This window comes from Xanthomonas nasturtii (genome assembly GCF_001660815.1).
In the GTDB taxonomy this organism is placed as follows: Bacteria; Pseudomonadota; Gammaproteobacteria; order Xanthomonadales; family Xanthomonadaceae; genus Xanthomonas; species Xanthomonas nasturtii.
This window is the reverse complement of the sequence record NZ_LYMI01000039.1, coordinates 1-23,065: the sequence shown is the minus strand read 5'-3', so window position 1 is coordinate 23,065 and position 23,065 is coordinate 1. Positions and strand designations below refer to the sequence as shown.

22 protein-coding genes and 1 riboswitch are annotated in these 23,065 nt (G+C 65.1%); of the genes, 14 read left to right on the top strand and 8 right to left on the bottom strand.

Annotated elements, in window-relative coordinates:
- Positions 1 to 265: 265 nt before the first annotated feature.
- Positions 266 to 1,186 (top strand): DMT family transporter, encoded by a 921-nt coding sequence (locus A7D16_RS14575; protein ID WP_064633900.1) that lies wholly within the window; start codon positions 266 to 268, stop codon positions 1,184 to 1,186.
- A 37-nt stretch (positions 1,187 to 1,223) separates the two neighbouring features.
- Here A7D16_RS14575 and A7D16_RS14570 read toward each other — a convergent pair whose 3' ends face one another.
- Both A7D16_RS14570 and ettA read right to left on the bottom strand, forming a co-directional pair.
- Positions 1,224 to 1,562 (bottom strand): hypothetical protein, encoded by a 339-nt coding sequence (locus A7D16_RS14570; protein WP_064633898.1) that lies wholly within the window; start codon positions 1,560 to 1,562, stop codon positions 1,224 to 1,226.
- Between the two features lie 190 nt (positions 1,563 to 1,752).
- A complete protein-coding gene (gene ettA, locus A7D16_RS14565) occupies positions 1,753 to 3,414 on the bottom strand; it encodes an energy-dependent translational throttle protein EttA (protein ID WP_064633896.1) in 1,662 nt (553 codons plus the stop codon).
- 226 nt (positions 3,415 to 3,640) lie between these two features.
- On the opposite strand from ettA, the gene A7D16_RS14560 reads away from it, so the two are divergent.
- From A7D16_RS14560 to ribD, 5 genes are all read left to right on the top strand, one after another.
- Complete coding sequence (locus tag A7D16_RS14560) at positions 3,641 to 4,138, top strand: RcnB family protein (protein ID WP_064633922.1); 498 nt, start codon at positions 3,641 to 3,643, stop codon at positions 4,136 to 4,138.
- A 197-nt stretch (positions 4,139 to 4,335) separates the two neighbouring features.
- A complete protein-coding gene (gene glyA, locus A7D16_RS14555) occupies positions 4,336 to 5,589 on the top strand; it encodes a serine hydroxymethyltransferase (protein WP_064633894.1) in 1,254 nt (417 codons plus the stop codon).
- Between the two features lie 102 nt (positions 5,590 to 5,691).
- A complete protein-coding gene (nrdR, locus tag A7D16_RS14550; protein WP_003490311.1) occupies positions 5,692 to 6,216 on the top strand; it encodes a transcriptional regulator NrdR in 525 nt (174 codons plus the stop codon).
- Positions 6,213 to 6,698, top strand: a complete 486-nt coding sequence (locus tag A7D16_RS14545) for a GNAT family N-acetyltransferase (protein ID WP_064633892.1) — start codon at positions 6,213 to 6,215, stop codon at positions 6,696 to 6,698. Before nrdR ends, A7D16_RS14545 begins: the two co-directional genes overlap by 4 nt.
- On the top strand, positions 6,695 to 7,804 hold the full coding sequence (gene ribD, locus A7D16_RS14540; RefSeq protein WP_064633890.1) for a bifunctional diaminohydroxyphosphoribosylaminopyrimidine deaminase/5-amino-6-(5-phosphoribosylamino)uracil reductase RibD: 1,110 nt from the start codon (positions 6,695 to 6,697) through the stop codon (positions 7,802 to 7,804). Before A7D16_RS14545 ends, ribD begins: the two co-directional genes overlap by 4 nt.
- 53 nt (positions 7,805 to 7,857) lie before the next feature.
- Here the strand turns inward: ribD and A7D16_RS14535 are convergent, their stop codons facing one another.
- A complete protein-coding gene (locus tag A7D16_RS14535) occupies positions 7,858 to 8,481 on the bottom strand; it encodes a hypothetical protein (protein WP_064633888.1) in 624 nt (207 codons plus the stop codon).
- A gap of 218 nt (positions 8,482 to 8,699) precedes the next feature.
- Positions 8,700 to 8,874, top strand: a riboswitch (FMN riboswitch).
- Between the two features lie 167 nt (positions 8,875 to 9,041).
- Between A7D16_RS14535 and A7D16_RS14530 the strand changes: the two genes are divergently transcribed.
- From A7D16_RS14530 to A7D16_RS14505, 6 genes are all read left to right on the top strand, one after another.
- The gene (locus tag A7D16_RS14530; RefSeq protein WP_064633885.1) at positions 9,042 to 9,644 is read left to right on the top strand and encodes a riboflavin synthase; all 603 of its coding nucleotides are present in this window, start codon (positions 9,042 to 9,044) and stop codon (positions 9,642 to 9,644) included.
- Positions 9,641 to 10,780, top strand: a complete 1,140-nt coding sequence (gene ribB / locus A7D16_RS14525; RefSeq protein WP_064633883.1) for a 3,4-dihydroxy-2-butanone-4-phosphate synthase — start codon at positions 9,641 to 9,643, stop codon at positions 10,778 to 10,780. The genes A7D16_RS14530 and ribB overlap by 4 nt, the downstream gene beginning before the upstream one ends.
- Before the next feature lie 316 nt (positions 10,781 to 11,096).
- Positions 11,097 to 11,561 carry a 6,7-dimethyl-8-ribityllumazine synthase gene (gene ribH, locus A7D16_RS14520; RefSeq protein WP_064633881.1) on the top strand — a complete coding sequence of 155 codons (465 nt, stop codon included), beginning with the start codon at positions 11,097 to 11,099 and terminating at the stop codon, positions 11,559 to 11,561.
- Positions 11,558 to 12,028 (top strand): transcription antitermination factor NusB, encoded by a 471-nt coding sequence (gene nusB / locus A7D16_RS14515; protein ID WP_064633879.1) that lies wholly within the window; start codon positions 11,558 to 11,560, stop codon positions 12,026 to 12,028. The genes ribH and nusB overlap by 4 nt, the downstream gene beginning before the upstream one ends.
- A gap of 222 nt (positions 12,029 to 12,250) precedes the next feature.
- Entirely contained in the window at positions 12,251 to 13,225 is a 975-nt protein-coding gene (gene thiL / locus A7D16_RS14510; protein ID WP_064633877.1) for a thiamine-phosphate kinase, read from the top strand.
- A gap of 190 nt (positions 13,226 to 13,415) precedes the next feature.
- Entirely contained in the window at positions 13,416 to 14,996 is a 1,581-nt protein-coding gene (locus A7D16_RS14505) for a CocE/NonD family hydrolase (protein ID WP_064633874.1), read from the top strand.
- A 596-nt stretch (positions 14,997 to 15,592) separates the two neighbouring features.
- On the opposite strand, the gene A7D16_RS14500 is transcribed toward A7D16_RS14505, so the two are convergent.
- Positions 15,593 to 16,537, bottom strand: a complete 945-nt coding sequence (locus tag A7D16_RS14500; protein WP_064633872.1) for a DegV family protein — start codon at positions 16,535 to 16,537, stop codon at positions 15,593 to 15,595.
- A gap of 480 nt (positions 16,538 to 17,017) precedes the next feature.
- Here A7D16_RS14500 and A7D16_RS14495 point away from each other — a divergent pair, with 480 nt between their 5' ends.
- Entirely contained in the window at positions 17,018 to 17,833 is an 816-nt protein-coding gene (locus tag A7D16_RS14495) for a GH12 family glycosyl hydrolase domain-containing protein (protein WP_064633870.1), read from the top strand.
- A gap of 253 nt (positions 17,834 to 18,086) precedes the next feature.
- Here the strand turns inward: A7D16_RS14495 and A7D16_RS14490 are convergent, their stop codons facing one another.
- From A7D16_RS14490 to A7D16_RS14480, 3 genes are all read right to left on the bottom strand, one after another.
- Positions 18,087 to 18,410 carry a hypothetical protein gene (locus tag A7D16_RS14490; RefSeq protein ID WP_064633920.1) on the bottom strand — a complete coding sequence of 108 codons (324 nt, stop codon included), beginning with the start codon at positions 18,408 to 18,410 and terminating at the stop codon, positions 18,087 to 18,089.
- Between the two features lie 341 nt (positions 18,411 to 18,751).
- Entirely contained in the window at positions 18,752 to 20,032 is a 1,281-nt protein-coding gene (locus A7D16_RS14485) for an amidohydrolase family protein (protein WP_064633868.1), read from the bottom strand.
- Complete coding sequence (locus A7D16_RS14480; protein WP_064633866.1) at positions 20,029 to 21,438, bottom strand: amidohydrolase; 1,410 nt, start codon at positions 21,436 to 21,438, stop codon at positions 20,029 to 20,031. The genes A7D16_RS14485 and A7D16_RS14480 overlap by 4 nt, the downstream gene beginning before the upstream one ends.
- A 131-nt stretch (positions 21,439 to 21,569) precedes the next feature.
- Between A7D16_RS14480 and A7D16_RS14475 the strand changes: the two genes are divergently transcribed.
- On the top strand, positions 21,570 to 22,136 hold the full coding sequence (locus A7D16_RS14475) for a DUF924 family protein (protein WP_181920667.1): 567 nt from the start codon (positions 21,570 to 21,572) through the stop codon (positions 22,134 to 22,136).
- A 164-nt stretch (positions 22,137 to 22,300) separates the two neighbouring features.
- Here A7D16_RS14475 and A7D16_RS14470 read toward each other — a convergent pair.
- A partial coding sequence (locus tag A7D16_RS14470; protein WP_153043170.1) for a transposase occupies positions 22,301 to 23,065 on the bottom strand: 765 nt, incomplete at its 5' end.

The following is a 23,065-nucleotide window of genomic DNA, read 5'->3' as shown; positions in this document are numbered from 1 at the left end:
TCTGCGAGGTGGCCGTGGTGCTTATTGATGGTGGCCCAGATGCATCTGCTGCTGGCTGCGGTGCACCGGCTGGTGTTGCGGCTTTGCCGTCTGCATGCGCGCATGCAGAGTTGGATGCGCGCATGCAGGCGCTCGTGCAGTGTCGTGTGCGGGCTGTGCGTTACCTGCGCGATGAAAGCCGATTGGCGTGCCGGCGCAGGCTGCGGTTCTTCGGCGCAGTGCAGGCGGGGGCCAAGCTTCTGCCGTCGTATGAAAGAGGCGCGGCATGAGTGCGCTTTCGACGGCGGTGACCATCCCCGCAGGCATGGCACGGCGTGCCGTCTGGCAATTGCTGGTGGCCGAAGTGTTGATCGGTTCGGTCGGTGTGTTCGTGCACGAAAGCGGGCAGGACCCGGTCACGGCGGTGTTCTATCGCTGCCTGTTCGGTGCATTGTTTCTGACTGTCTGCGGTGTCTTTAGCGGCCAATTGCGCGGGCTGTGGCAAGCACGCGCCTTGCTGCGCGATGCGACCATCAGCGGTGTGTTGCTGGTGCTCAACTGGGTTGCGCTGTTCGCCGGCATGGCACGCTCGTCGATCGGTGTGGCGACGATGGTCTATCACGTGTTTCCGTTCGTGATGCTGATTCTGGCGGCAGTCGTGCAGGGCGAGCGGACGCGCCGCACCGACCTGGGCTGGACGCTGCTGGCCTTTATCGGCGTGGCGTGTTCGGCCGACCCCGCGCGGTTGTGGCAGGCAGCCGATCGCGGGTATTTGCTCGGCATTGCGCTGACCCTGCTGGCCGCCTTGCTGTGCGGTGCATCGTTGCTGATGTCGCGGCGCATCAGCCGCGAGCGGCCGTTGGCTGTGGTGACCGTGCAATGCTGGGTCGGCACGCTACTGTTGGCCGGCTTTTCCAGCAGTGCGGCACTGCATCCGGGGCTGCATTGGGTCTGGTTGGTCGGGTTGGGCGTGATCCACAGCGGCGTGGTGTACGTGCTGTTCTATTCGTCGTATCGCCATCTGCACGTGGCCACGATCGCGGTACTGGCGTTCGTCTACCCGTTGGTCACGCTGCTGCTGGATTACCTGCTCTACGGCCACGCGTTGGTACCGGTGCAGTGGTTGGGCCTGACGCTGATCGTGGTCGGCACGCTGGCGGTCAATCTAAATTGGCGATGGCCACGCCGCGCGGCAGCGCCGGCGTGACCGCGGCCTGCCACGCAGAGCGCGTGGCAGTGCAGCGTCAACGGACGTCGCGCATTTCCCAGTGCGAGCCGGCCAGGGCCTGCATGCGCTGTTTGAAGAGATCGCCGGGAATGCTGGTGGTGGCGACCAGGTCGATGCGCAGGTCGTGCTGCTTGCCGGTGACCATTGCCGCCGGGTCGGTGATGCCCAGGCTGGGATCCACCTGGTCCGGGTCGGCCTGCAGTTGGCGCCAACGGTCGAACCAGGCCGGGTCGCGCAGCGCTGCCTGCAACTGCTCGGCGAACGCATCGGCGCCATTGGCGGTGAAGCTCACCGAAGGCGCGTTACCGCGGGCAAGCGTGGGATCGGGCAGACTAATCGAGTAGCTGACAGGCATGTGCAGGGCTCGGATGGAGGACGCCGGCACGTTAGTGCAGCGTAGGTGAGCATGTCGTCGACAGGCTGGCAGGGTGTAGTGCGGAGGAACCGTGTCGGCTCGTAGAGGCAGCTGGATGCTGGTGCCGGCAAACCGGGTGAGGTTATGTAAAAAGGGCGCCTTGCGGCGCCCTTTTCGTACCACTTCCTTCTTACTTCAGCGCCTTGAAGCGCAGGCGCTTCGGGCCGGCGTCGTCGCCCATGCGGCGGCGCTTGTCTTCTTCGTACTCGCGGTAGTTGCCCTGGAAGAACTCCACGTGCGAATCGCCTTCGAAGGACAGGATGTGCGTGGCGATACGGTCCAGGAACCAGCGGTCATGCGAAATCACGAAGGTGTTGCCCGGGAATTCCAGCAAGGCATCTTCCAGCGCACGCAGCGTTTCGATGTCCAGGTCGTTGGACGGTTCGTCGAGCAGCAGCACGTTGCCGCCCTGCAACAGGGTCTTGGCCATGTGCAGACGACCGCGTTCACCGCCGGACAGCGAGCCGACCATCTTCTGCTGGTCCTGCCCCTTGAAGTTGAAGCGGCCGATATAGGCGCGCGACTGGATCTCCACGCCATTGATGTTGAGGATGTCCAGGCCGCCAGCAATTTCCTGGAAGACGTTGTGGTTGCCTTCCAGCTTGTCGCGGCTCTGGTCCACGTACGACAGCTGCACGGTCGGGCCGACCACGATCTCGCCGGAATCGGGCTTTTCCGCACCGGTGATCATCTTGAACAGGGTCGACTTACCGGCACCATTGGGGCCGATGATGCCGACGATGGCGCCCGGCGGCACGATCATCGACAGGTTGTCGATCAGCAGACGGTCGCCGAATTTCTTGGAGACGTTCTTGAACTCCATCACCGCGTTGCCCAGGCGTTCGCCCGGCGGGATGAAGATTTCATTGGTTTCGTTGCGGCGCTGGTAATCGACCGACTGCAGCTCTTCCAGGCGGGCCAGACGCGCCTTGCCCTTGGTACGGCCGCCCTTGGCGTTCTGGCGCGACCATTCCAGTTCCTTCTGGATCGCCTTCTGGCGTGACTTTTCCTGGTTGTCTTCCTGCTTGAGGCGCTCGTCCTTCTGGGTGAGCCAGTCGGTGTAGTTGCCCTTCCACGGAATGCCGCGGCCGCGGTCCAGTTCCAGGATCCACTCGGCGGCGTTGTCCAGGAAGTAGCGATCATGCGTCACTGCCACCACGGTGCCGGTATAGCGCGCCAGGAACTGCTCCAGCCATTCCACCGACTCGGCGTCCAGGTGGTTGGTCGGTTCGTCGAGCAGCAGCATGTCCGGCTTCTGCAGCAGCAGGCGGCACAGCGCCACGCGGCGTTTCTCACCACCGGACAGCTTGCCGACCACCGCGTCCCACGGCGGCAGGCGCAGCGCATCGGCGGCTACGTCCAGCTGGTTTTCCAGGGTGTGCGCATCGCCGGCAGCCAGGATCGCCTCCAGGCGCTCCTGTTCCTTGGCCAGCGCATCGAAGTCGGCGCCTTCCTCGGCATAGGCCAGGTACACCGCGTCCAGCGCGGCCTGCGCCTGCAACACGTCGCCCACGCCTTCTTCCACCGCTTCGCGCACGGTGTGCTCGGGGTTGAGCTGCGGTTCCTGGGCCAGGTAGCCGACCTTGATGCCGGCCTGCGGGCGGGCTTCGCCCTCGAAGTCGGTGTCCACGCCGGCCATGATCTTCAGCACCGTCGACTTGCCGGCGCCGTTCAGGCCCAGCAGGCCGATCTTGGCGCCCGGAAAGAAGCTCAGCGAGATGTCCTTGATGATCTGCCGCTTGGGCGGGACCACCTTGCTGACGCGGTTCATGGTGTAAATGTATTGCGACATGGGTGCTCCGTGGACGCAGGCAGCCCGCCGGCCGAGGCCGGAGGCAGCGGAAAAGGGATTGCGCCGATTATACCGGCAACTGCCTGGAGCCGCGGCGCACTACGCCGGAGCTAAACGGCAGCCATCCTGTTACCTGAATAGGGATTTTCGTAACCGATTCCAGCAAGAATGCGTTAAGGCGAGCAGCGCCTTAATGAAATTGCGACATCGCAAACAGGAGCTGGTCATGAACCGCAAACGCATCGTTACCGTTGTGCTTTCCTCCATCCTGGCGCTGGGTTCCTTCGCACCGGCTGCGTTTGCCGGGGATTGGGACCGCGACCATGATCGCCGCGGCCATGACCGCGACCACGGTCGGGATCATCGTGGCGACTGGCGCGGTGATCGCCGTGACGACCGCCGCGAGTGGCGTCAGGACCGCCGCTATTACAGCAACGGCTACCGCGAGGGCTACCGCGATGCCCGCTACCAGGACCGCCGCTACGACCGCAACCGCGTCTATGTCTATGACCGCCCCGTGTACTACCGCGCCGGCCCGCCGCCGCGTCCGTACTGGGCCCGCGGCCAGCGCTATCACGGCCCGGTCTATGTGGTGAACGATTACGACCGCTATGACCTGCGCCGCCCGCCGTACGGTTACCGCTGGCAGCGCGACGACCGCGGCAACCTGCTGATGGTGGCTATCGCCACCGGCATCATCGCCGACCTGGTGCTCAACAACTAAGCCGGCCTTCCGCGTCCCGCTGCTCCTCCACGCGGGCGGGCCATCACCCAAAGGCGCACTCCGGTGCGCCTTTGTCGTTGCGGCGCAGGGACATCGACAAGCGCCCTGCTGGCTGCGACAGCCTGGCGATTGGTCACCCGTGCATGGGGGGCTTACAATCGGCGCCCCTACTGGCAACAGCTGCCCCGGAGCTTCGAATGTTCTCGCGCGACGTCCGACTGGAAACCTACGACCCCGAACTGGCCAAGGCCATCGCCGCTGAAGCCGGCCGCCAGGAGGATCATGTCGAGCTGATCGCCAGCGAGAACTATTGCAGCCCGCTGGTGATGGAAGCGCAGGGCAGCCAGCTGACCAACAAGTACGCCGAAGGCTATCCGGGCAAGCGCTACTACGGTGGCTGCGAGTTCGTCGACATCGCCGAGCAGCTGGCGATCGAGCGCATCAAGCAGGTGTTCGGAGCAGACTATGCAAACGTGCAGCCGCACAGCGGTTCGCAGGCCAACCAGGCGGTGTATCTGGCGCTGCTGCAGCCGGGCGACACCATTCTGGGCATGAGCCTGGCGCATGGCGGCCACCTGACCCACGGCGCCAAGGTCAATGTCTCCGGCAAGTTGTTCAACGCCGTGCAGTACGGCGTCAACGAGCGGGGCCTGATCGACTATGACGAGGTTCAGCGCCTGGCCACCGAGCACACGCCGAAGATGGTGGTAGCCGGTTTCTCTGCCTACTCGCAGAAGATCGACTGGGCGCGCTTCCGCGCCATTGCCGACAGCGTTGGTGCGTATCTGTTCGTGGACATGGCGCACGTCGCCGGCCTGGTCGCCGCCGGCGTGTACCCGAGTCCGATGGAGCATGCGCACGTGGTCACCTCGACCACGCACAAGACCCTGCGCGGCCCGCGTGGCGGCATCATCGTGGCCAAGGGCGCAAGCGAAGAGCTACAGAAGAAGCTGCAGTCGATCGTGTTCCCCGGTATCCAGGGCGGCCCGCTGATGCATGTCATCGCCGCCAAGGCGGTTGCGTTCAAGGAGGCGCTGGAGCCGGCGTTCAAGACCTACCAGCAGCAGGTGGTGAAGAATGCCCAGGCGATGGCCAACACGCTGATCGCGCGTGGTTACAAGATCGTCTCCGGGGGTACCGAAAACCATCTGATGCTGGTCGACATGATCGGCCGCGACGTCTCCGGCAAGGACGCAGAAGCCGCGCTCGGCAAGGCGCACATCACCGTCAACAAGAACGCGGTGCCCAACGATCCACGCTCGCCGTTCGTCACCTCCGGTCTGCGCCTGGGCACCCCGGCAATCACCACGCGCGGTTACAAGGAGCAGGACAGCATCGACCTGGCCAACTGGATCGCCGACGTGCTGGATGCGCCGAGCGACGAAACCGTGCTGGCGAAGGTGCGCGACGCGGTGACCGCGCAGTGCAAGAAGTATCCGGTGTATGGCTGAGGTGCCGGGATTGGTGATTCGGGATTGGGGATGCGCCGCAGGCGCGTCCTTGCTCCTGCTGTTGCCAATCCCTGATCCCCACTCTCCAATCCCGGCACCCTGATGCACTGCCCCTTCTGCCAGCACAACGACACCCGCGTGATCGATTCGCGGGTGTCCGAAGACGGTACGACGATTCGTCGGCGCCGCGAGTGCGAGGCGTGCGGTGAGCGTTTCAGCACGTTGGAAACGATCGAACTGAAGTTGCCCACCGTGGTCAAGAGCGACGGTGGGCGTGAGGCGTTCGATGCGCGTAAATTGCGCACCAGCTTCGACCGCGCGCTGCAAAAGCGGCCCGTCGCCGAAGAACAGATTGAAGCGGCGGTACGCGCGGTCGTGCATCAGCTGCGGATGTCCGGCGAGCGCGAAGTGGGTTCGTTGCGCGTGGGCGAATACGTGATGGTGGAGCTGCGCAAGCTCGATCATGTCGGCTATGTGCGCTTTGCCTCGGTTTACCGCAGCTTTCAGGACGTGGCCGATTTCCGCGAGGAAATCGAAAAGCTCGAACGCGAACTGCCGGTCGGCAGCGAGCAGTTGCCGCTATTGGAAGCAGCCCTGGAACGTGCCGGCAAACCCGGCAAGCGGTGAGCGCGGTGCGCATCGCCTGCGTCGCAGAAACGCCGGAGCATTTGCCTGCGATTGCGCAAGCGCATCTGCAGGCCTTTGGCGCGTTGTTGCCGGACTGGAACTTCGACGAAGCGCTGAGCGAATTGCGTAGCCATACGCGCGATGGCGTGATTCCCACGAGCTGGGTGGCGCTGGATCAGACGCAGTGGCTGGGTTCGGTGAGCCTGCTCGAAAACGACGATGCACGCATCCGGCAATGGTCGCCCTGGCTGGCCTCGTTGTATGTGCAGCCGCAGGCACGCGGGCAGGGCATCGGCGAGGCGCTGGTGGCGCATTGCGTACAGGCCGCCGCGCGGCTGGGCGTGCCGCTGCTCTACCTGTATTGCCAGCCGGCATTGGCGCCGTTTTACCAGCGCCTGGGATGGCGAACGCATACCGAATTCTTGCTGGGCCCGATGCAGATTGTGGTGATGTGCATCGCGCCGGGAGTGGCAACGCAATGAGTGAAACAGCAGCGATCGCGAGTGCCGACGACCACCGCTGGATGGCGCAGGCGTTACGCCTGGCCGAGCGGGGCGCCTACACCACGCGCCCCAACCCGATGGTGGGCTGCGTGATCGTGCGCGATGGCGTGCGCGTGGGCGAAGGCTTTCATCAACGTGCCGGCGGCCCGCATGCCGAAGTCTTCGCGCTGCGTGCAGCCGGCGAGCTGGCGCGCGGTGCCACCGCGTACGTGACGCTGGAGCCGTGCGCGCATTACGGGCGCACGCCACCGTGTGCGTTGGCCTTGATCGAGGCAGGTGTGAAGCGTGTGGTTGCGGCGATGGCCGACCCGTTTCCGCAGGTCAACGGCGGTGGCTTTGCATTGCTGCGCGAGGCCGGAATCGACGTGCTTAGCGGCGTGATGCAAGCCCAGGCGCGCGCTTTGAACCAGGGCTTTCTGTCGCGCGTGGAGCGTGGGCGGCCGTGGCTACGGGTCAAGCTCGGCGCCAGTCTGGACGGACGCACTGCGCTGGCCAGCGGCGAATCCAAATGGATTACCGGTCCCGACGCACGTGCAGACGTGCAGCGCTGGCGTGCGCGCGCCGGCGCGATCCTTACCGGTGCAGGCACGGTGTTGGCCGACGACCCAGCGATGACGGTGCGGCTGGGGGATGGCAGCACAGTCGTGCCGCCGCTGCGTGTGGTGCTGGATGCCGGCTTGCGCACAGTGGCGTGCAAGAACATTCGCGATGGCGATGCGCCAACGTTGTATCTGCACGGCGATGCTGTCGTTCCAGACGCGTTGGACGGCGCGGAATTTGCTGCGATGCCCTTGCGCGCCGGTCGCTTCGATCTGGCCGCTGTGCTGGTATTGCTGGCCGAGCGCGGCATCAATGAAGTGCATGTGGAAGCCGGCGCCACGCTGAGCGGCGCCCTGTTGCAGGCCGGGCTGGTCGATGAGCTGTTGGTCTACATGGCCCCGGTGCTGCTGGGCGAGACCGCACGGCCGCTGCTCGCTGGCCTTGGCATCGAAACGATGGCGCAGCGGCATGCACTGCAGCTACGCGATGTGCGTCAGCTCGGGCAGGATCTACGTCTGCACTACGTGCCGCCAGCGGCGGTGTAAGTGCAAAAAAAAGGCCCCGCATGCGGGGCCTTTTTATTAGTGCGCGATGCCGGTCAGAAGCTTGCACGCACGCCGACGCGGTACTGGTTTGCGTTGTCGATGAATTGGGCTTCACCAACCAGGCCCCAGGTCGGGGTGAAGTTCACCTGGCCACCCAGGGTGCCCACGAACTCCCCTTCGTCCACGTCGCTGCCGTCGATGTAGCCGGCCTTGATCCAGGCTTCGGTGCGCGGCGAGGGCTTGCCACGCAGGCCCAGGTTGGCCCAGCCCAAGGTGGTGGAGTCGGAGCTACTGCCCAGCGAGCGGCCGCGCTGGCGCAGGTCCGCATCGACCTTGGTGCGCAGCGCGCTGATGTCGGCGATGAACTCGACGCGCTCAGTCATTTCCTGGCGGTAGCCGATACCGGCGTTGGCCTGCGTCAGGGTGCTGTCGACCGTGAAGCCGGCGCCGAGGTTGAAGTCCTTGGTGGCGCGCTGGTAGCCGGCGAAGACGTAGACCGGCTGGGCGATCTGCCAGGAACCGCGCAGATAGCCGCCGTTGATGCCTTCGTTGCCATTATTGACGTTGAAGTCGGTACGGTTCCAGCCGCCTTCGACATAGTTGTAGCTCAGGCCCTCCGCAGAGGCGGCAAACGGGGCGGCAGCCAGCAGGGCGGCCAGAATCAGGGTATTACGCATTGGATGGTTCTCTCCGAAGTGATGTCCGTGTCTCCGCCCCGTTGCGAGGCGGAAAATGCGACGTCTCCCGTCGCGGCGGGTAATTTAACAGATCCTTCACAAAGCTGGCTATGGGGAATTTCCCGACACGACACAGTGTCCCGTCAGCCTCACCTGACGCTCAGCCACTGCGCCGAGGTGCGCTGTTAAACTGCGTCGGCCGGTTCGCCGGCACTTACGAACGTCTTCAGGGCGGGGTGCGATTCCCCACCGGCGGTGGGCACGCGCAAGCGTGCGAGCCCGCGAGCGCTTCGTCGCGATGGTTGGCACTGCAGTGTCGGGCATCGCGCGAAGGTCAGCAGATCCGGTCCGATGCCGGAGCCGACGGTATAGTCCGGATGAAAGAAGACGGCCACCGTGCAGCCTTGCGGCTGCGCGCGCGCCTGTTTGCTTTGCCTTGCGGCGTTTTTCGCTCAACTTCTGCGAGAAACGACTATGTCCATGCACCACCTGCCGCGCTGCGCCGCGGTGTTCCAGCGCTCCATCTCCGCGGTGTCATTGCTGCACGCGGGAGCACGCTGATGTTTACCGGAATCATTGAAGGCGTTGGCCAGCTGGCGGCGCGCCAGCCGCAGGGCGGCGATGTGCGTTTCACCTTCGCCACTGGCAATTTGCCGTTCGACGCGGTGCAACTGGGCGAAAGCATTGCAGTCAACGGCGTGTGCCTGACGGTCATTGCGTTCGACGCCGGCAGCTTTCAGGCTGACGCCTCCACCGAAACCCTGTCGCTGACCACGCTGGGCGCATTGCCCGAGGGCGCACTGCTCAATCTGGAGCGCGCGATGCGGCCCACCGACCGTCTTGGCGGGCATCTGGTCAGCGGGCATGTGGATGGTCTGGGCCAGGTGCAATCGGTGCATGGCGATGCACGTGCGCAGCGCTGGCGGTTTGCCGCCCCATCATCGGTATTGCGCTATGTGGCCAAAAAAGGCTCGATCTGCGTGGACGGCGTCAGCCTGACCGTCAATGAGGTAGACGAAGACGGCTTCGAGGTTGCGTTGATTCCGCACACGGTGGCCAATACCGCATTTGCGCAGACCGCCGTCGGCGCGGCGGTGAACCTGGAAATCGATCTGGTGGCGCGCTATGTCGAACGCCTCCTCGGCACACGGGGTGCGGCATGAACTTCGCGCCCGTTCCGGAATTGATCGAAGAACTGCGCGCCGGGCGCATGGTGGTGATCGTCGACGACGAAGACCGCGAAAACGAAGGCGATCTGATCATGGCCGCCGAGTTGGTCAAGCCGTCGGACATCAACTTCATGGTGACCCATGCGCGCGGGTTGGTATGCCTGTCGCTGACCCGCGAGCGCTGCGCGCAGCTGGGCCTGGCGCCGATGGTGCGCAACAACACCGCGCAGTTCCAGACCAACTTCACCGTCAGCATCGAAGCAGCCGAAGGCGTGACCACCGGCATCTCCGCCTACGACCGCGCCCACACCGTGCGCACCGCCGTGCGCCCGGATGCCAAGCCGCAGGACCTGAGCCAGCCGGGGCATATTTTCCCGCTGATTTCGCAGCCCGGCGGCGTGCTGACCCGTGCCGGCCACACCGAAGCGGCCAGCGACCTGCCGATGCTGGCCGGGCTGGAACCGGCCGGCGTGCTGGTGGAAGTGCTCAACCCGGACGGCAGCATGGCGCGTCGCCCGCAGTTGGAAGTGTTCGCACGCGAGCATGGGTTGAAGATGGGCTCGATCGCCGATCTGATCGCCTATCGCCTGGCCAACGAGCACACCGTCGAGCGTGTGGACGAGCGCGAGATCACCACCGAATTCGGCCCGTTCACACTGGTGACCTACCGCGACCGCATCGCGCACGACCTGCACTTTGCATTGGTGCGCGGCAATGCGGATCCACAGACGCCGACACTGGTGCGCGTGCAGGTGGAAAACCCGCTGGCCGATCTGCTGCACTGGCAGCGCGACGATTTCGGCGTGGCGGCTACCGATGCGCTGCGTGCGATCGCCGCCGAAGGGCAGGGCGTGATGGTGGTGCTGTCGGCCCCGCGCGACAGCGAATCGCTGTTGGCGCGGCTGCGCCAGCAACCCGAGGCCGCGGCCAACGCCAAGGACGTCAGCCAGTGGCGGCGCAATGGTGCCGGTGCGCAGATCCTGGCCGAGCTGGGCCTGGGCAAGCTGCGCGTGCTGGGCACCCCGCGCCGTCAGGTGGGGTTGGCCGGGTTCGGGCTGGAGGTGGTGGAGTATCTGGAATGCCACGCCGGCGAAGGCCTGCGTTCGGTGGCGCCTTCCGCCGTGCCCTGAGATGGCTGCGAGCCGTTACCAACCGCAGTCATTTGATCCATTTTTGATGGCCCTTTTGCCGTTGCCGGCGCTGACGCGTGGCTGACAGCGCGCAGCCGCCAGGGGCTGCGGTTGTGTCCCGGCACGGTGGCCGCCGGTGTCGGCGACCGGTTCCAGCCGAAGGCTGCGCCAGCTGGCCGCGCAGACGATAGGTGCCATTGCACAGGTTCCTGAAGCGCATGGCCGGGTCTGCTTTGGCGGCCCCGGCCTGCACGCGGCGGCCGGGCCTGGCCCCGGCAGCTGTTAAACTTCCCGCCCCCTCGAGTTGCCGACCCGCATGACCCACTACGAAGGCGATCTTCGCCCCACCACCGCGCGCTTTGCGATCATCGCCAGCCGCTGGAATGCCCGCATCACCGACGCGCTGGTCACCGGCGCGCGCCAGAGCCTGGCCGGCAACGGCATTGGCGAAGACGCCATCGACGTGATCCGCGTGCCGGGCGCCTGGGAAATTCCGATCGCCGCCAACCGCGTGGCGCAGTCCGGCCAGCATGGCGCGATCATCGCGCTGGGCTGCGTGATCCGTGGCGATACCCGCCATTACGAACATGTGGCCGACCTGTGCGCCGAAGGCCTGATGAGCGTGCAGTTGCAGACCGGTGTGCCGGTGCTCAACGGTGTGCTGGCCGTTGAACGCGTGGAAGATGCCGAAGCGCGTGCCGGCGGCAGCCACGGCAACAAGGGCGAGGAATGCGCGCTTGCGGCGCTGGAACTGGTGAACTTGATGGAGTTGTTGCCATGAGCAAGCCCGGTGGGCACCCACGCCACGGCCGTCGCGACGGCATCGACCCGGTGCTGCGTTCGCGCGCACGCAGGCGTGCCTTGCAGGCGGTGTATGCGTGGCAGATTTCCGGTGGCTTCGCCAAGCAGGTGATCGGCCAGTTCGCGCACGAGCAGGCGCACGAAGTAGCCGATCTGGCCTACTTCGAAAGCCTGGTTGAAGGCGTACTGAGCAACCGTGCCGAACTGGATACTGCGCTGACCCCATATTTGGACCGCGGCGTGGAAGAGGTCGATGCGATCGAACGCGCAGTCCTGCGTCTGGCCGCCTACGAATTGCTGTACCGCCAGGACGTGCCGTACCGCGTGGTGATCAACGAGGCGATCGAAACCGCCAAGCGCTTCGGCTCCGAACACGGCCACACCTACGTCAACGGCGTGCTCGATCGTGCGGCGGTGGAGTGGCGCAAGGTGGAGTCGGGCGCCTGAGGCGCCGAGATTCGGCATTCGTGATTCGGGATTGGCAGCCAGCGCAGGTCCCGCCCGTGCAAGGTGCGAGCGCCTTCGCTTGAGCGGCGCAGCCGTGGCTTGATCGACGCCACCTGCTCTGCCGCATCCACCGATGGTGCAGCTGGCCAGCCGTCATGCCGCCCCTCGCAAAGCCTGCTGTGACCAATCCCCAATGCCCAATCCCAAATCCCGGCCCTTCAAATGCCCGAATTCGATCTGATTGCCCGTCTGCGTGCGCGCATTGCCGCGCGTGCCGATGTGCCGTTGGGCATTGGCGACGATGCGGCACTGCTGCAGCCGCCGGCTGGTGAGCAATTGGCGATCACTGCCGATACGCTCAATGCCGGTGTGCATTTTCCGCAAGAGACGCGCGCCGACGATCTGGGCTGGAAGACGCTGGCAGTCAATCTTTCCGATCTGGCAGCGATGGGCGCGCAACCGCGTTGGTGCACCTTGTCGTTGTCGCTGCCGCACGACGATGCGGCGTGGGTGGATGCGTTTGCCGACGGTTTTTTCGCGCTGGCCGATGCGCACGACATCGTGCTGGTCGGTGGCGACACCACACGCGGGCCACTCTCGTGCGCGGTGACGGCGATCGGCAGCGTACCGCCGGGTGCGGCGCTGCGTCGCGACGGTGCGCGTCTGGGCGATGACGTGTGGGTAACCGGCGCGCCGGGAGAGGCCGCTGCTGCGTTGGCGCTGTGGCAAGCCGGGCAGCTGGAGGTGACCTGCATGGCTGCCGACCCGTTGCGTGAACGGTGGCGCTGCCGCCTGCTGCGTCCGCAGCCACGCGTGCAGGCCGGGCTGCGTTTGCGCGGGCTTGCGCATGCCTGCGTGGACATCTCCGACGGGCTGCTGGCCGATCTGGGGCATCTGTGCGAACGCAGCGGCGTGGGCGCGCAACTGACACGTGCTGCCTTGCCGGCGATGCCGCGCAGCGCCGGGACCAGCGCATTGCAGTGCCTCGGCTGGCAGTTTGGCGGTGGCGACGATTACGAGCTGTGTTTCACCGCCGCGCCGCAGCACCGCGATGCGGTGGCGCAGGCAATGGAGTTCGCCGAGGTAGCGGCAACGCGCATCGGCCAGATTGTCGCAACGCCCGGCGTGGTAGTGCACGACGCCGACGGCAACCCCTGGCAACCGCCGCAGCGCGGCTACCAGCACTTCGTCGGCTGAAACGCTCGCGGCCGAGGTGATCCCTGCCCGGGTGACTGCAGGTCCGGCACTCCCGACTCCGATTCCCGATTCCCGCACCTTGATCCATACCATACCGTCTGGTACGTTCGCGATGTTCTCCCCCGAACCACGGATGCATGGCAGTTGCCGCTGGGCTATCCCGGCCCTGCCTCGCGTGGGAGAGAGCAACATGAGCAAGCGTTGGATCGGAAGCATCGCCGCATTGGCGTTACTGGTGGCTTCGGCGTCGGCAGTGGCGGGCGCCTTCAGCAAGACCTACGAACGCATTCCCGGCTGGGATGGCGCGCAGATGGGCGCACTGGTGCTGGTACCGCAGGGACAGGGTGCCGGGCCGTTTCCGCTGATCGTGATGCCGGCCAGTTGGTCGCTGCCCAATCTGGAATACCTGGGTCGCGCCAGCCTGTTGGCCAGCGACGGCTACGTGGTGGTGAGCTACACCTCGCGCGGATTCTGGGATTCGGCCGGGCAGATCGACATCGCCGGGCCGGACACGGTGGAAGACGTCAGCGCGGTGATCGACTGGGCGCTGGCGCATACGCCGGCCAATCCGAACGCGATCGGTGCGTCGGGCATTTCCTACGGTGCGGGCATCAGCCTGCTGGCGGCCGAGCGCGACCCACGCATCAAGGCGGTGGCTGCGCTCAGCGGTTGGGCCGATCTGGAAGCGTCTCTGTATTCCAATCGCACTGTCAGCCAACAAGGCGTGGGGCTGTTGGTCGGCGCGGGCGCGCTGACCGGGCGGGCCGGGCCGGATCTGGCGCAGATCGGCGCACGCGTTGCGCAAGGCGATTACGACGGCGCGGTGCAGGGCTTCCTGCCGCAGGCCGCATCGCGCAGCCCGGCCACCGATGTGGCGGCGCTCAATGCGCGCGGCACTGCGGTACTGCTGGGCAATGCGTTCAACGATGGGTTGTTCCCGCCGAACCAGACCATCGCATTCTTCAACCAGTTGCGTGGCCCGAAACAATTGCTGCTCAGCCAGGGCGATCACGCCACCGCCGAGCTACCCGGTGCGTTGGGATTGCCGAACGAGGTGTACACCGCGACCACGCGCTGGTTCGATCGCCATCTCAAGCAAGTCCGTAACGGGGTGGATACCGAAGCGCCGGTGCGGCTGTCGCCACGGGCCGGGCAATGGTTGGACTATCCGGACTGGGCGTCGGTACAACAGGAAACCACGCAACTTGGCCTGTCCGCACCTGCCGGTTTGCTCAGCCCGACCGGTGGATTGATCGGTGGGACCTCGAGCGGATGGCAATCGCGCATCGCCACCGACATGCCGACCTTGGCCGATTCCGGCGTCGTGCTGGTCAACGGTTTATTGCAAGGCATCGGCGTGCCGGTGAGCACCTCGATTCCGCTGGTCAACCGCGCAGGTGCCGCAGTATGGGTCGGCTCGCCATCGAGCAGTGCCCGGCGCCTGGCCGGAAGCCCCTCGCTGCGCGTGACCGTCGTACCCAGTCAGTCGAAGGTGAGTCTGTTCGCGTATCTGTATCGCATGGATGGTCTGGGCGTGGCGCAACTGATCACACACGCGCCATATTCGTTACGCAATGCCACGCCGGGACGCGCAGTCACGCTGGACTGGACGCTGCAGGCGGCAGCAACCGAAATTCCCGCAGGGCAGCGGCTGGTACTGGTGATCGATACCCGCGATGTGCGTTACACCGATGCCAGCGACGGCGGCGGCACGGTGACATTCTCCTCGCCGGTGGCAACACCTTCGGTGTTGAACCTGTCGTTGCGATGATGCTTCGATTTGCGTGCAGCGCGAAGCGTCGTCTTGGAGACGTAGTGGATATCGATTCTGCATGCGAAGAAGGCATCGTGTGACGCATCAGGTGTCGCAAGTCAGGCAGTTGTCATGAGCTCAGAACTCGCCGTTCGGGAAGGGAATGGCTAGCTTCGATGATTAAGCTCTTTAGCTTCATAGATTCAGAGCTAAAAGATTCAGCTCTGTAACGTTGCTGCGTGGCCCTTGCCCGCCCACCATCGCAGGACACGCTGCAAGTACGTCCATGTAGCTCTGGCGCGGCATCCATGCCGCTCAAGGTCCCGCGACGGTGGGCGGGCAAGGACCAGGCGAGATGGTCGGTGTGCACGGTAGGAGCCGTGATTGATGCGCATTGTTCGATCATGACGCGCCGGCTCAACACCGGATGCGCAACGCGCTACAAGCAGCTTTCACGCGACCACCGGCCAACTGTGTGGCGCGGTGTCCTCACCGCGCCTTCGACGCCTTGCGTTTGCTGCAAGGACCAGTTGAGACGGTCGGTGTGCAAAGGTTTTAACCTGCAGTCCGCTGACTTGCTGGTGTGAGGAGGGCATCACGCCTTCGCCCATGTTTCAAGCCGAAAACGTGTGTGGTTCGGCGGCAAATGCGACCGCCAGGGCGCCCTTGCCGACGTTGACCATGCCGGTCAGGCTCATCACGCTTTCGAACAGTTCTACACCATGGGTCTGGCAGGCGCTCTGCAGCGCTTTGTAGCCGGGCAGGGCGTGCAACTCGGCGAGTTCGCCGCCGTAGCCGACGCACACTGTCGGGGTCATCAGGCCTTCGCGGATCTTGCGTACGGTAAAGCCGAACAATTTTTCTGCCGAAGGCTCGAAGCCTTTGAGCTTGGCCACCGGCTCGGTGACGCCGCGGTAGGCGCGCAGCACCGGTTTGATGTCCAGCGCGCTGCCCAGCGCAGCGCCGATCAGGCCGACGCTGCGGTCGCCCTTGGTGCGTGCACGTGCACGCAGGTAGTAGAGATCGCGCGGGATCATGTAGCCGTAGGTGTGCTCGGCCAGGTGTTCCAGGCGGGTGCGGATGGCCGCGACGCCCTGGCCCTGCTCGCGCAGGCGGACAGCTTCCACCGCAGTGATGCCCTGGCCGGCGAACAGGTTGAGCGTGTCGACCACCCGCAGCGCAAACGGCGACATGTGGCCGGCGGCCTGACGGATCGGCTTGTAGTCGTTGAGGATGGCGAAGCTGGCCTGCATGGCGTTGTCGAAGATCTGGCTGCGCAGCTTGGAAATGGTCAGGCAGAACACGTGGTCGTAGTCGATGACCAGCTGTTTCAGGAACAGGTCGCGGATCTGGTTGACCGAAAACGGCGTGGTCTCGGCCTCGTGGCCGCGCTCGGCCACATGCGCCTGAAGAAAGCTCAGCGTGGCTTCTTCGTCGCGATGATCGGCCAGCACGGCCTCGCCGATGCGCACGCTGATTGGCAGCACAGTCACGTTGTTGCGTTGAATGAAGTCCTGCGGCAGGTCGCAAGCACTGTCCACCACGATTCCGATACGCATTCGTCGCCCCCTTCGGCTCTTGCGTTGTCTGCAGTGCGAACGCTATCGCAAAACGGCCCCGACGCGTTGGCCTGATGTGGGGGCGGTTCGAGGGTGCAGAGGGCGGGGGTGGCAGCCGGGCAGGCCGCATGCACCGCCATGCCACCGCTTTGGAATTACGGTGCATCGACAGGTAGCGCCACAACCGGCATGCGTGGGCGTGGTGGTGGCTGCGTATGTGGCTCTGCAGCATTCGTGGCCACAGCGCTCTGGCGTCTCTGAGAGGTACATGCATCTGCATGCCGATCCAGATGACTAACTGAGAGCCAGCGCACGCTGCGAGTGCAGGGTAGCGCCCGCTATCCTGCTCGGCTGTACAGGCCTGCCGGAATCGCTATAGCTCCCCTCACGACGCCGCTGCTAGGGTTCAACTCCACCGCCGCAAGGCGGATCCCGACGGCGCCGTACTGGCGCTGCCGCGCTGAATCACGGAGAGTCAACATGCACAACAGCCCATCCAGCAACCTCATCCAGATCGGCGCCCGGGCGCCGACGACGCGGCGGCGCGCATCGCGCTGGTGGACCGCGGCGCTGGCCATCGGTCTGGTGGCACTCGCCCCGGCGGCGCTCGCCGGGCCGTACAAGATCTTCGGCAACCACTATGCGTGGGTGAACAATTTCAACGATCCCAACAACATCATCCAGGGCACCTTCGGGACCGGCAGCACGCCCGAGCTGACGGTCACCTTCAACTTCGCCGACTACAACCTGTACGGCTACCCGGCGATCGTGCGTGGCTGGCACTACGACTGGAACCCGACCAGCGACAAGCTGTTTCCCAAGCAGATCTCGTCGATCAGCTCACTGCCCTTCAAGTTCAACTACAGCGCTGGCGGCACCAACCTGGCGGGCGATTTTGCCTACGACATCTTTTTCCGCTGGGACACCGCCAAAGGTAATCCGCAGCTGGAAGTGATGATCTGGGGCGACCACAACTCCTGGCCGATCGGCACCGTGACCGCGACCAAGGTCATCACGGCGGGTGGGCGCACCTTCGACCTGTGGGAAGGCTTCAATTCCGGTGCCGGCTATTACGTCTACACCTTCATCCCGACCGGCACCGCCGGCCAGCCGACGCTCAAGACCAGCGGCAGTCTCAACATCGACGCCAAGCCGTTCCTGACCTGGTTGCAGAACAACCGCTCCAAGGATGGCCGCTACAACAACAGCATGTATCTGCATGCGGCCGAAGCGGGCTTCGAAGTGGTGCGCGGCAATGGCTGGGCCAAGGTCAGCGCGACCATGGACGCCAAGTAAGCGCAGCGTCTAACGTACTGTGCGGGCTGCCGGCACTGGGTGGCTCGCACACACTTTTGAGGCATGGGCACGTCGCAATCTGCGCGCTGCCTGTCGGTGCTCGGTAGCGAGTACCTGCGAAGCTTCGCTACACACCACACAATGAAGTGGTCGCATGTGCGGCGCGTGCAGCGCCGGCGTCGCACATCGGACGAGGCCACCGTGAGCGGTTTACATGGATGGCCACGTCTGCAATCACCTCCGGTGGTGTTGCCTACAACGCACCACGTGCCGCATCAATGTCGGCCATCCATTGTCTGCGCTTGCCCAGCACGAAGCGGTGTGCATTGCCATCGTTCAAGCGCACCGCCAACGATGTGGGCGCGATCGGCACCAGGCCGAGCAGGCGCGTCCAGCAGGGCTGCACTGCCACGATTTGCCGCAGGGGCACGCTCAGCGAGCGGGTCTGCACGTTGAACGCATGCGGCTGAAACAGCAGCGCGTCGGCGGTGAGAATCAAGCGCCCGCCCACTGCCTCCATCCCGCGCTGCAGATTGGCGGGGGCCTGGCGCAGCACGTTGCGATCAATCGAACGCAAGCCACCGCCTTGAAACAGCGAACTCACGGTCGCGCAACGGCGGTGCGGGCACACGGCATCCGCCGTGGCAAGACACCGCGGCTGTCGAACACGGCCAGGAGTGAAACCGGAGACATGCGATAGGCCTGATGGGCTGCATCACTGCAGCGACGGCCGCCAGCGAGACGCGGCACCACGCCATGAGAGCACATCGCCCATGTACGCCAGACCACCGCCGATCAGGTATATCAGCAGATCGTGCAGGGTGGCGGTAGTGCCGAGCGCGATATAGGCAACGCTGCCGGGGAGCAGGCCAGCGTGATGCTGACGAACGCGGCGCGCCCTGGGCACGCCGCGAACGCTTACTTCAGATACGCGCGCGGTAACGGGCCGGCCTGCTGCATGTAGCGGTCGCGCAGCTCGCTCTGGCGCGAGCGCATCGGCATCTCGCGACCGCCCAGCCAGACCTGCTCGGCGTAGTGCGCAACATCCAGCGGGTCACCCTCCCACAGCACCAGGTCGGCCTGCTTGCCCACGGCAATGCTGCCGATGCGATCGCCCACGCCGAAGATCTCCGCCGGCACGCGGGTCAGCCCGGCCAGGCCCGATTCCCAGGGCAGACCATTGGCGACGGCGTTGCCGGCCAGCTGGCGCAGCTTGCGTGCGTTGTGCGAGGCGTCGCCGTTTTGGGTAAAGCTGACCTCCACACCGGCCGCGCGTAGACGTGCGGCATTTTCCAGCGTGGCACCGATCTGGTCGAAGGTCGAGGGCAGATCCGCCAGTGCATCCACCAGCACCGGCACCTTGGCCTGCGCCAGTTGCGGCGCGAGCTTCCATGCCTCGGCGCCACCGGCGATGGCGATGCGCACCTTCTCGCGCTGCGCCCAGCGCAACAGCTGGCGGATGTCGGCGGCCCGTTCCACCTGCACCACGATGCGGCCCTGGCCGGCCAGGTACCTGGCCAGCACATTGCGGCCGACCGGGGTCAGCAAGGCATGCGGCGAATCGGCCTGTATGCGGCCGCGCGCTTCGGCAACCAATTGATCCAACAGCATCCACTGCGCTGCCCGCGAGCTGCCGGTGAGGTCGGACGCCGCTGCACCGATGCGCAGAAACAACGCATGCGGGCCCACCGGGTCGGGGCTGCCATCCAGCCGCACGATGCCGCCCTGGCCGGCAATGAAGGCGCCGCTGGTGGTTGCGCCCAAGGCGGTGAAGCCGATGCCTTCCACGCGCGCCACCGGCACCAGCACCGAGTCGGGGTTGTAGGCCAGGGTGACGTCGAATTCCGGGCGCATCGGTTGCTCGGCCAGCTTGATACCGCTGTCCACCGTGCTCTCTTCGCCGGAGACTTCTTCAATGCCGATTTCGGTGATGCCGCCGAACAAGGCAGGCGTCAGTGGCCGGCCTTTGGCTTCAACGACGCGGCCATGGGTAGGGGCTGCCAGGTTGCGGCCGATGGCGCGGATCACGCCGCCCTGCACCAGTACATCGGTGTTATGCAGCGTGCCCTGCGCAGTGGCAGTGTGCACGGTGGCGCCGCGAATCAGCACCTGCTGGCCGAAGGCAGGCAACGCAAGCGCCGCCGTGACCAGCGCCGCGATCACACGCAATCGCGGGCGTATAGCGGTTGCGCGGCTCATCGTGCCACCTCCTGGCCGAGCATGAAGTCCGACACCGGTTGCAGCGCACGGTTATGCCGGTCGTACACCTGCGCGCCGTCGATATACACCTGTTCGGCCAGTGCATAGGAACTGAAAGGATTACCGTTCCACACCACCACATCGCCCATCTTGCCCGGCTCCAATGCGCCGGTCTGCTGCTCGATGCCGAGCGCCTTGGCAGCGTTGCTGGTGAGCCAGCGGATGGCCCGTTCGGGCGGGATCTCGATGCCGCTGCGGCGCGCGTTGGCGATCACCTTGGCGGCCTCCTGGTTGAGCCGCTGGATGCCTTCTTCCGAATCCGAATGCACGATGGCGCAGCTGTTGGCCGGGCGATCGACCAGTGCGATGTTTTCCTGGATGCCGTCGAAGGCTTCCATCTTGAAGCCCCACCAATCGGCCCACAGCGCGCCGCAGACGTTGTCCTGCGCCAGCCGGTCGGCCAGCTTGTATGCCTCCACGCCGTGGTGGAAGGCGGCGATGTGGAAGCCGAATTCCTTGGACAGGTCCAGCATGGTGGCCATTTCATCGGCGCGGTAGCAGTGGATGTGCACGCGGATGTCGCCATTGATGGCGCCGGCCAGCGTGTCGAGCTTGAGGTCGCGCTTGCCGCCCGCATCGCCGCTGCTGTCGTTGTCGCCGCCGCTGCTCCACCAGTGACGCTTCTTGGCGGCTTTCTTTTTCGGTGCGTTTTTCTGCAGATACTCGGCCGCGTCGATGAACGCAGCGCGGTAACCGGCCACGTTGCCCATGCGCGTGCCGGGGCCGCCTTTCTGGCCGTACACGCGTTTGGGGTTTTCGCCGCATGCCATCTTCAGGCCCCACGGCGCGCCGGGGAACTTCATGCCCTGGTAGGTGGTGGAGGCCACGTTCTTGAGCGTGACGCCGCGCCCGCCGATCAGGTTGGCCGAGCCGGGCAGGATCTGCAGCGAGGTGATGCCGCCGGCCAGCGCGGTGCCGAAGCCGGGATCCTGCGGCCAGATCGAATGCTCGGCCCACACGTTGGGGGTGACCGGTGCGGTCATCTCGTTGCCGTCGCTATGCGCGCTGACGCCCGGGCTGGGGTACACACCCAGATGCGAGTGCACGTCGATGATGCCGGGCGTGACCCACTTGCCGGTGCCGTCGATGCGGCGTACATCGGCCGGCGCCTCGAGTGCGCGGCCGACGGCAGCCACCTTGCCATCGCGCAGCAGCACGTCGGCATCGTCCAGCCGCTGGCCGGTGCCGGTGAGCACCGTGGCGTGCTGGATCAGCACCGGACCGGACGCAAGCGCACGGTAGGTGCTGGGGTAGGGGTCTTGCACGAAGCGCGATGCGGTCGACGCCGCAGACGCAGGGCCGCAAAGCACAGCCGCGCCCAGCGCGGCGAACAGGATGGAACGCATGGATTTCCCCGGTAAAACGAAAACGTCAGCCGCAAACCTAGCTGTCAGCGGCGTGCTTGCCAAGTGCTGGACGTGGGGCGGCGGGCTCATCACATGCGCCAGTGCATGCTATGCGGCATTCGTCAGGGGGAATGCCGATGATTGCCAAAACAGAACGCAACAAACAGGCCGATGTGGTGTTGGCTTTCTGGGAACTGGCCGGCTCGGCCCGCTGGTTCACGCACAACGACGCCTTCGATGCCAACTTTCGCCAGCATTTCAGCGAGCAGCATTTTGCCGCCGCGCGTGGCGAATACACGCAGTGGATGGCGCGCGCCGAAGATGCGCTGGCCTTGCTGATCCTGCTGGACCAGTTTCCACGCAATGCCTTTCGCGGTAGCGCGCATGCCTATGCCACCGACGGCTTGGCATTGCAGTGTGCAAGGCAGGCGGTGGAACGTGGCTTCGACCAGCAGGTTTCGGCGCAACTGCGCTTGTTTTTCTATCTTCCGTTCGAGCACGCCGAAGACTTGCAGGAGCAGGCGCGCGCGGTGGAGCTGATCAGCGCACTGGGCGATACGGAGACAACCCATTGGGCGCTGGAGCATCAGCGCATCATCCAGCGCTTTGGCCGGTTCCCGCACCGCAATGCGGTACTGGGGCGTATGACCACCGCAGAGGAACAGCAGTTTCTCGATGACGGCGGGTTTGCCGGTTGAACAGCGCTCGCCCTGAAAAGCGCTGCGAAACATGTGCCGACAAACAGGTCCGTGCAGGAATAATGCAGAATCAGAAAGCGTGGTTTCGAAGATTCAGGCCACTGCACCTGAGTGTGATGTCAGTCGTTCCAGAGCGATACCTAGTCGCCCCTGAAAAACCCCCTTCAAGCACCAAAGGTCAGCGGCGACCGGTGCACCAGGCTCAAGGATGCCCCTGCCATCGCCTGCAACCAGGCACGCAAAAAGGCGATCCAGCGCAGCAGCCAGCGCAGGTTGTAGCCGGCGGCGCAGCCGAGCACGTGTAGTGCATCGCCTTGGGCACCCTTTAGATAGCAGCGATTCAAGCGGCAGTCCTGTTTCAGATGTCCAATCACCGGCTCCACCGCTTGCCGGCGTTTGATCCAGCTCCATTGCCGTCGTGTCAGCGTCTTGGCCTTGCCGCGATGCAGGATCTGCACGCCATCTACCTCACGTCCGCGATACCCCAGGTCCACGATCGCTACCTGCGGGGTCACATTCACATCCTGCAGCAACCCACGCGTCTGCTCCAGCTGCTCGGCCAACGTATCGCCGTCGTAAGGATTGCCGGGAAAACTGCGCGCGCCCACGATCAAGCCTTTGCACGCACTCACCGCAATGCCGACCTTGACGCCAAATTCGTAAGGTGTCCGTGCCTTGCCCTTGCTCATGCATTCCACTTCCGGCGCATGCAGGGCGTAGAGCTTTTGCTTGTCCTTGGGGCGTTGTGTCAACACCCGTTGTGCGCGTTCCAGCCAGACACTGATGCGCTCACGCACCAAGGGGTCCAGCTTGCGTTGCAGATCGCGTAATACGCGTCCCAGGAGCGTGCGTTGGCGTCGCAGCACCTTGTGCATGCGCTTGAACTGGCGCGCATGCGCATAGCGCCCGGCCTTGCGGCTCAAGACCGG

Coding starts and splice junctions, on each gene's coding strand:
- nusB (WP_064633879.1), top strand. CDS start 11,558: ATGAGCAAGCCCGGTGGGCACCCACGCCACGGCCGTCGCGACGGCATC.
- A7D16_RS14570 (WP_064633898.1), bottom strand. CDS start 1,562: ATGCCTGTCAGCTACTCGATTAGTCTGCCCGATCCCACGCTTGCCCGC.
- A7D16_RS14475 (WP_181920667.1), top strand. CDS start 21,570: ATGCCGATGATTGCCAAAACAGAACGCAACAAACAGGCCGATGTGGTG.
- A7D16_RS14530 (WP_064633885.1), top strand. CDS start 9,042: ATGTTTACCGGAATCATTGAAGGCGTTGGCCAGCTGGCGGCGCGCCAG.
- ettA (WP_064633896.1), bottom strand. CDS start 3,414: ATGTCGCAATACATTTACACCATGAACCGCGTCAGCAAGGTGGTCCCG.
- ribD (WP_064633890.1), top strand. CDS start 6,695: ATGAGTGAAACAGCAGCGATCGCGAGTGCCGACGACCACCGCTGGATG.
- A7D16_RS14480 (WP_064633866.1), bottom strand. CDS start 21,438: ATGCGTTCCATCCTGTTCGCCGCGCTGGGCGCGGCTGTGCTTTGCGGC.
- ribH (WP_064633881.1), top strand. CDS start 11,097: ATGACCCACTACGAAGGCGATCTTCGCCCCACCACCGCGCGCTTTGCG.
- A7D16_RS14575 (WP_064633900.1), top strand. CDS start 266: ATGAGTGCGCTTTCGACGGCGGTGACCATCCCCGCAGGCATGGCACGG.
- A7D16_RS14495 (WP_064633870.1), top strand. CDS start 17,018: ATGCACAACAGCCCATCCAGCAACCTCATCCAGATCGGCGCCCGGGCG.
- nrdR (WP_003490311.1), top strand. CDS start 5,692: ATGCACTGCCCCTTCTGCCAGCACAACGACACCCGCGTGATCGATTCG.
- A7D16_RS14500 (WP_064633872.1), bottom strand. CDS start 16,537: ATGCGTATCGGAATCGTGGTGGACAGTGCTTGCGACCTGCCGCAGGAC.
- glyA (WP_064633894.1), top strand. CDS start 4,336: ATGTTCTCGCGCGACGTCCGACTGGAAACCTACGACCCCGAACTGGCC.
- ribB (WP_064633883.1), top strand. CDS start 9,641: ATGAACTTCGCGCCCGTTCCGGAATTGATCGAAGAACTGCGCGCCGGG.
- A7D16_RS14560 (WP_064633922.1), top strand. CDS start 3,641: ATGAACCGCAAACGCATCGTTACCGTTGTGCTTTCCTCCATCCTGGCG.
- A7D16_RS14535 (WP_064633888.1), bottom strand. CDS start 8,481: ATGCGTAATACCCTGATTCTGGCCGCCCTGCTGGCTGCCGCCCCGTTT.
- A7D16_RS14505 (WP_064633874.1), top strand. CDS start 13,416: ATGAGCAAGCGTTGGATCGGAAGCATCGCCGCATTGGCGTTACTGGTG.
- A7D16_RS14485 (WP_064633868.1), bottom strand. CDS start 20,032: ATGAGCCGCGCAACCGCTATACGCCCGCGATTGCGTGTGATCGCGGCG.
- thiL (WP_064633877.1), top strand. CDS start 12,251: ATGCCCGAATTCGATCTGATTGCCCGTCTGCGTGCGCGCATTGCCGCG.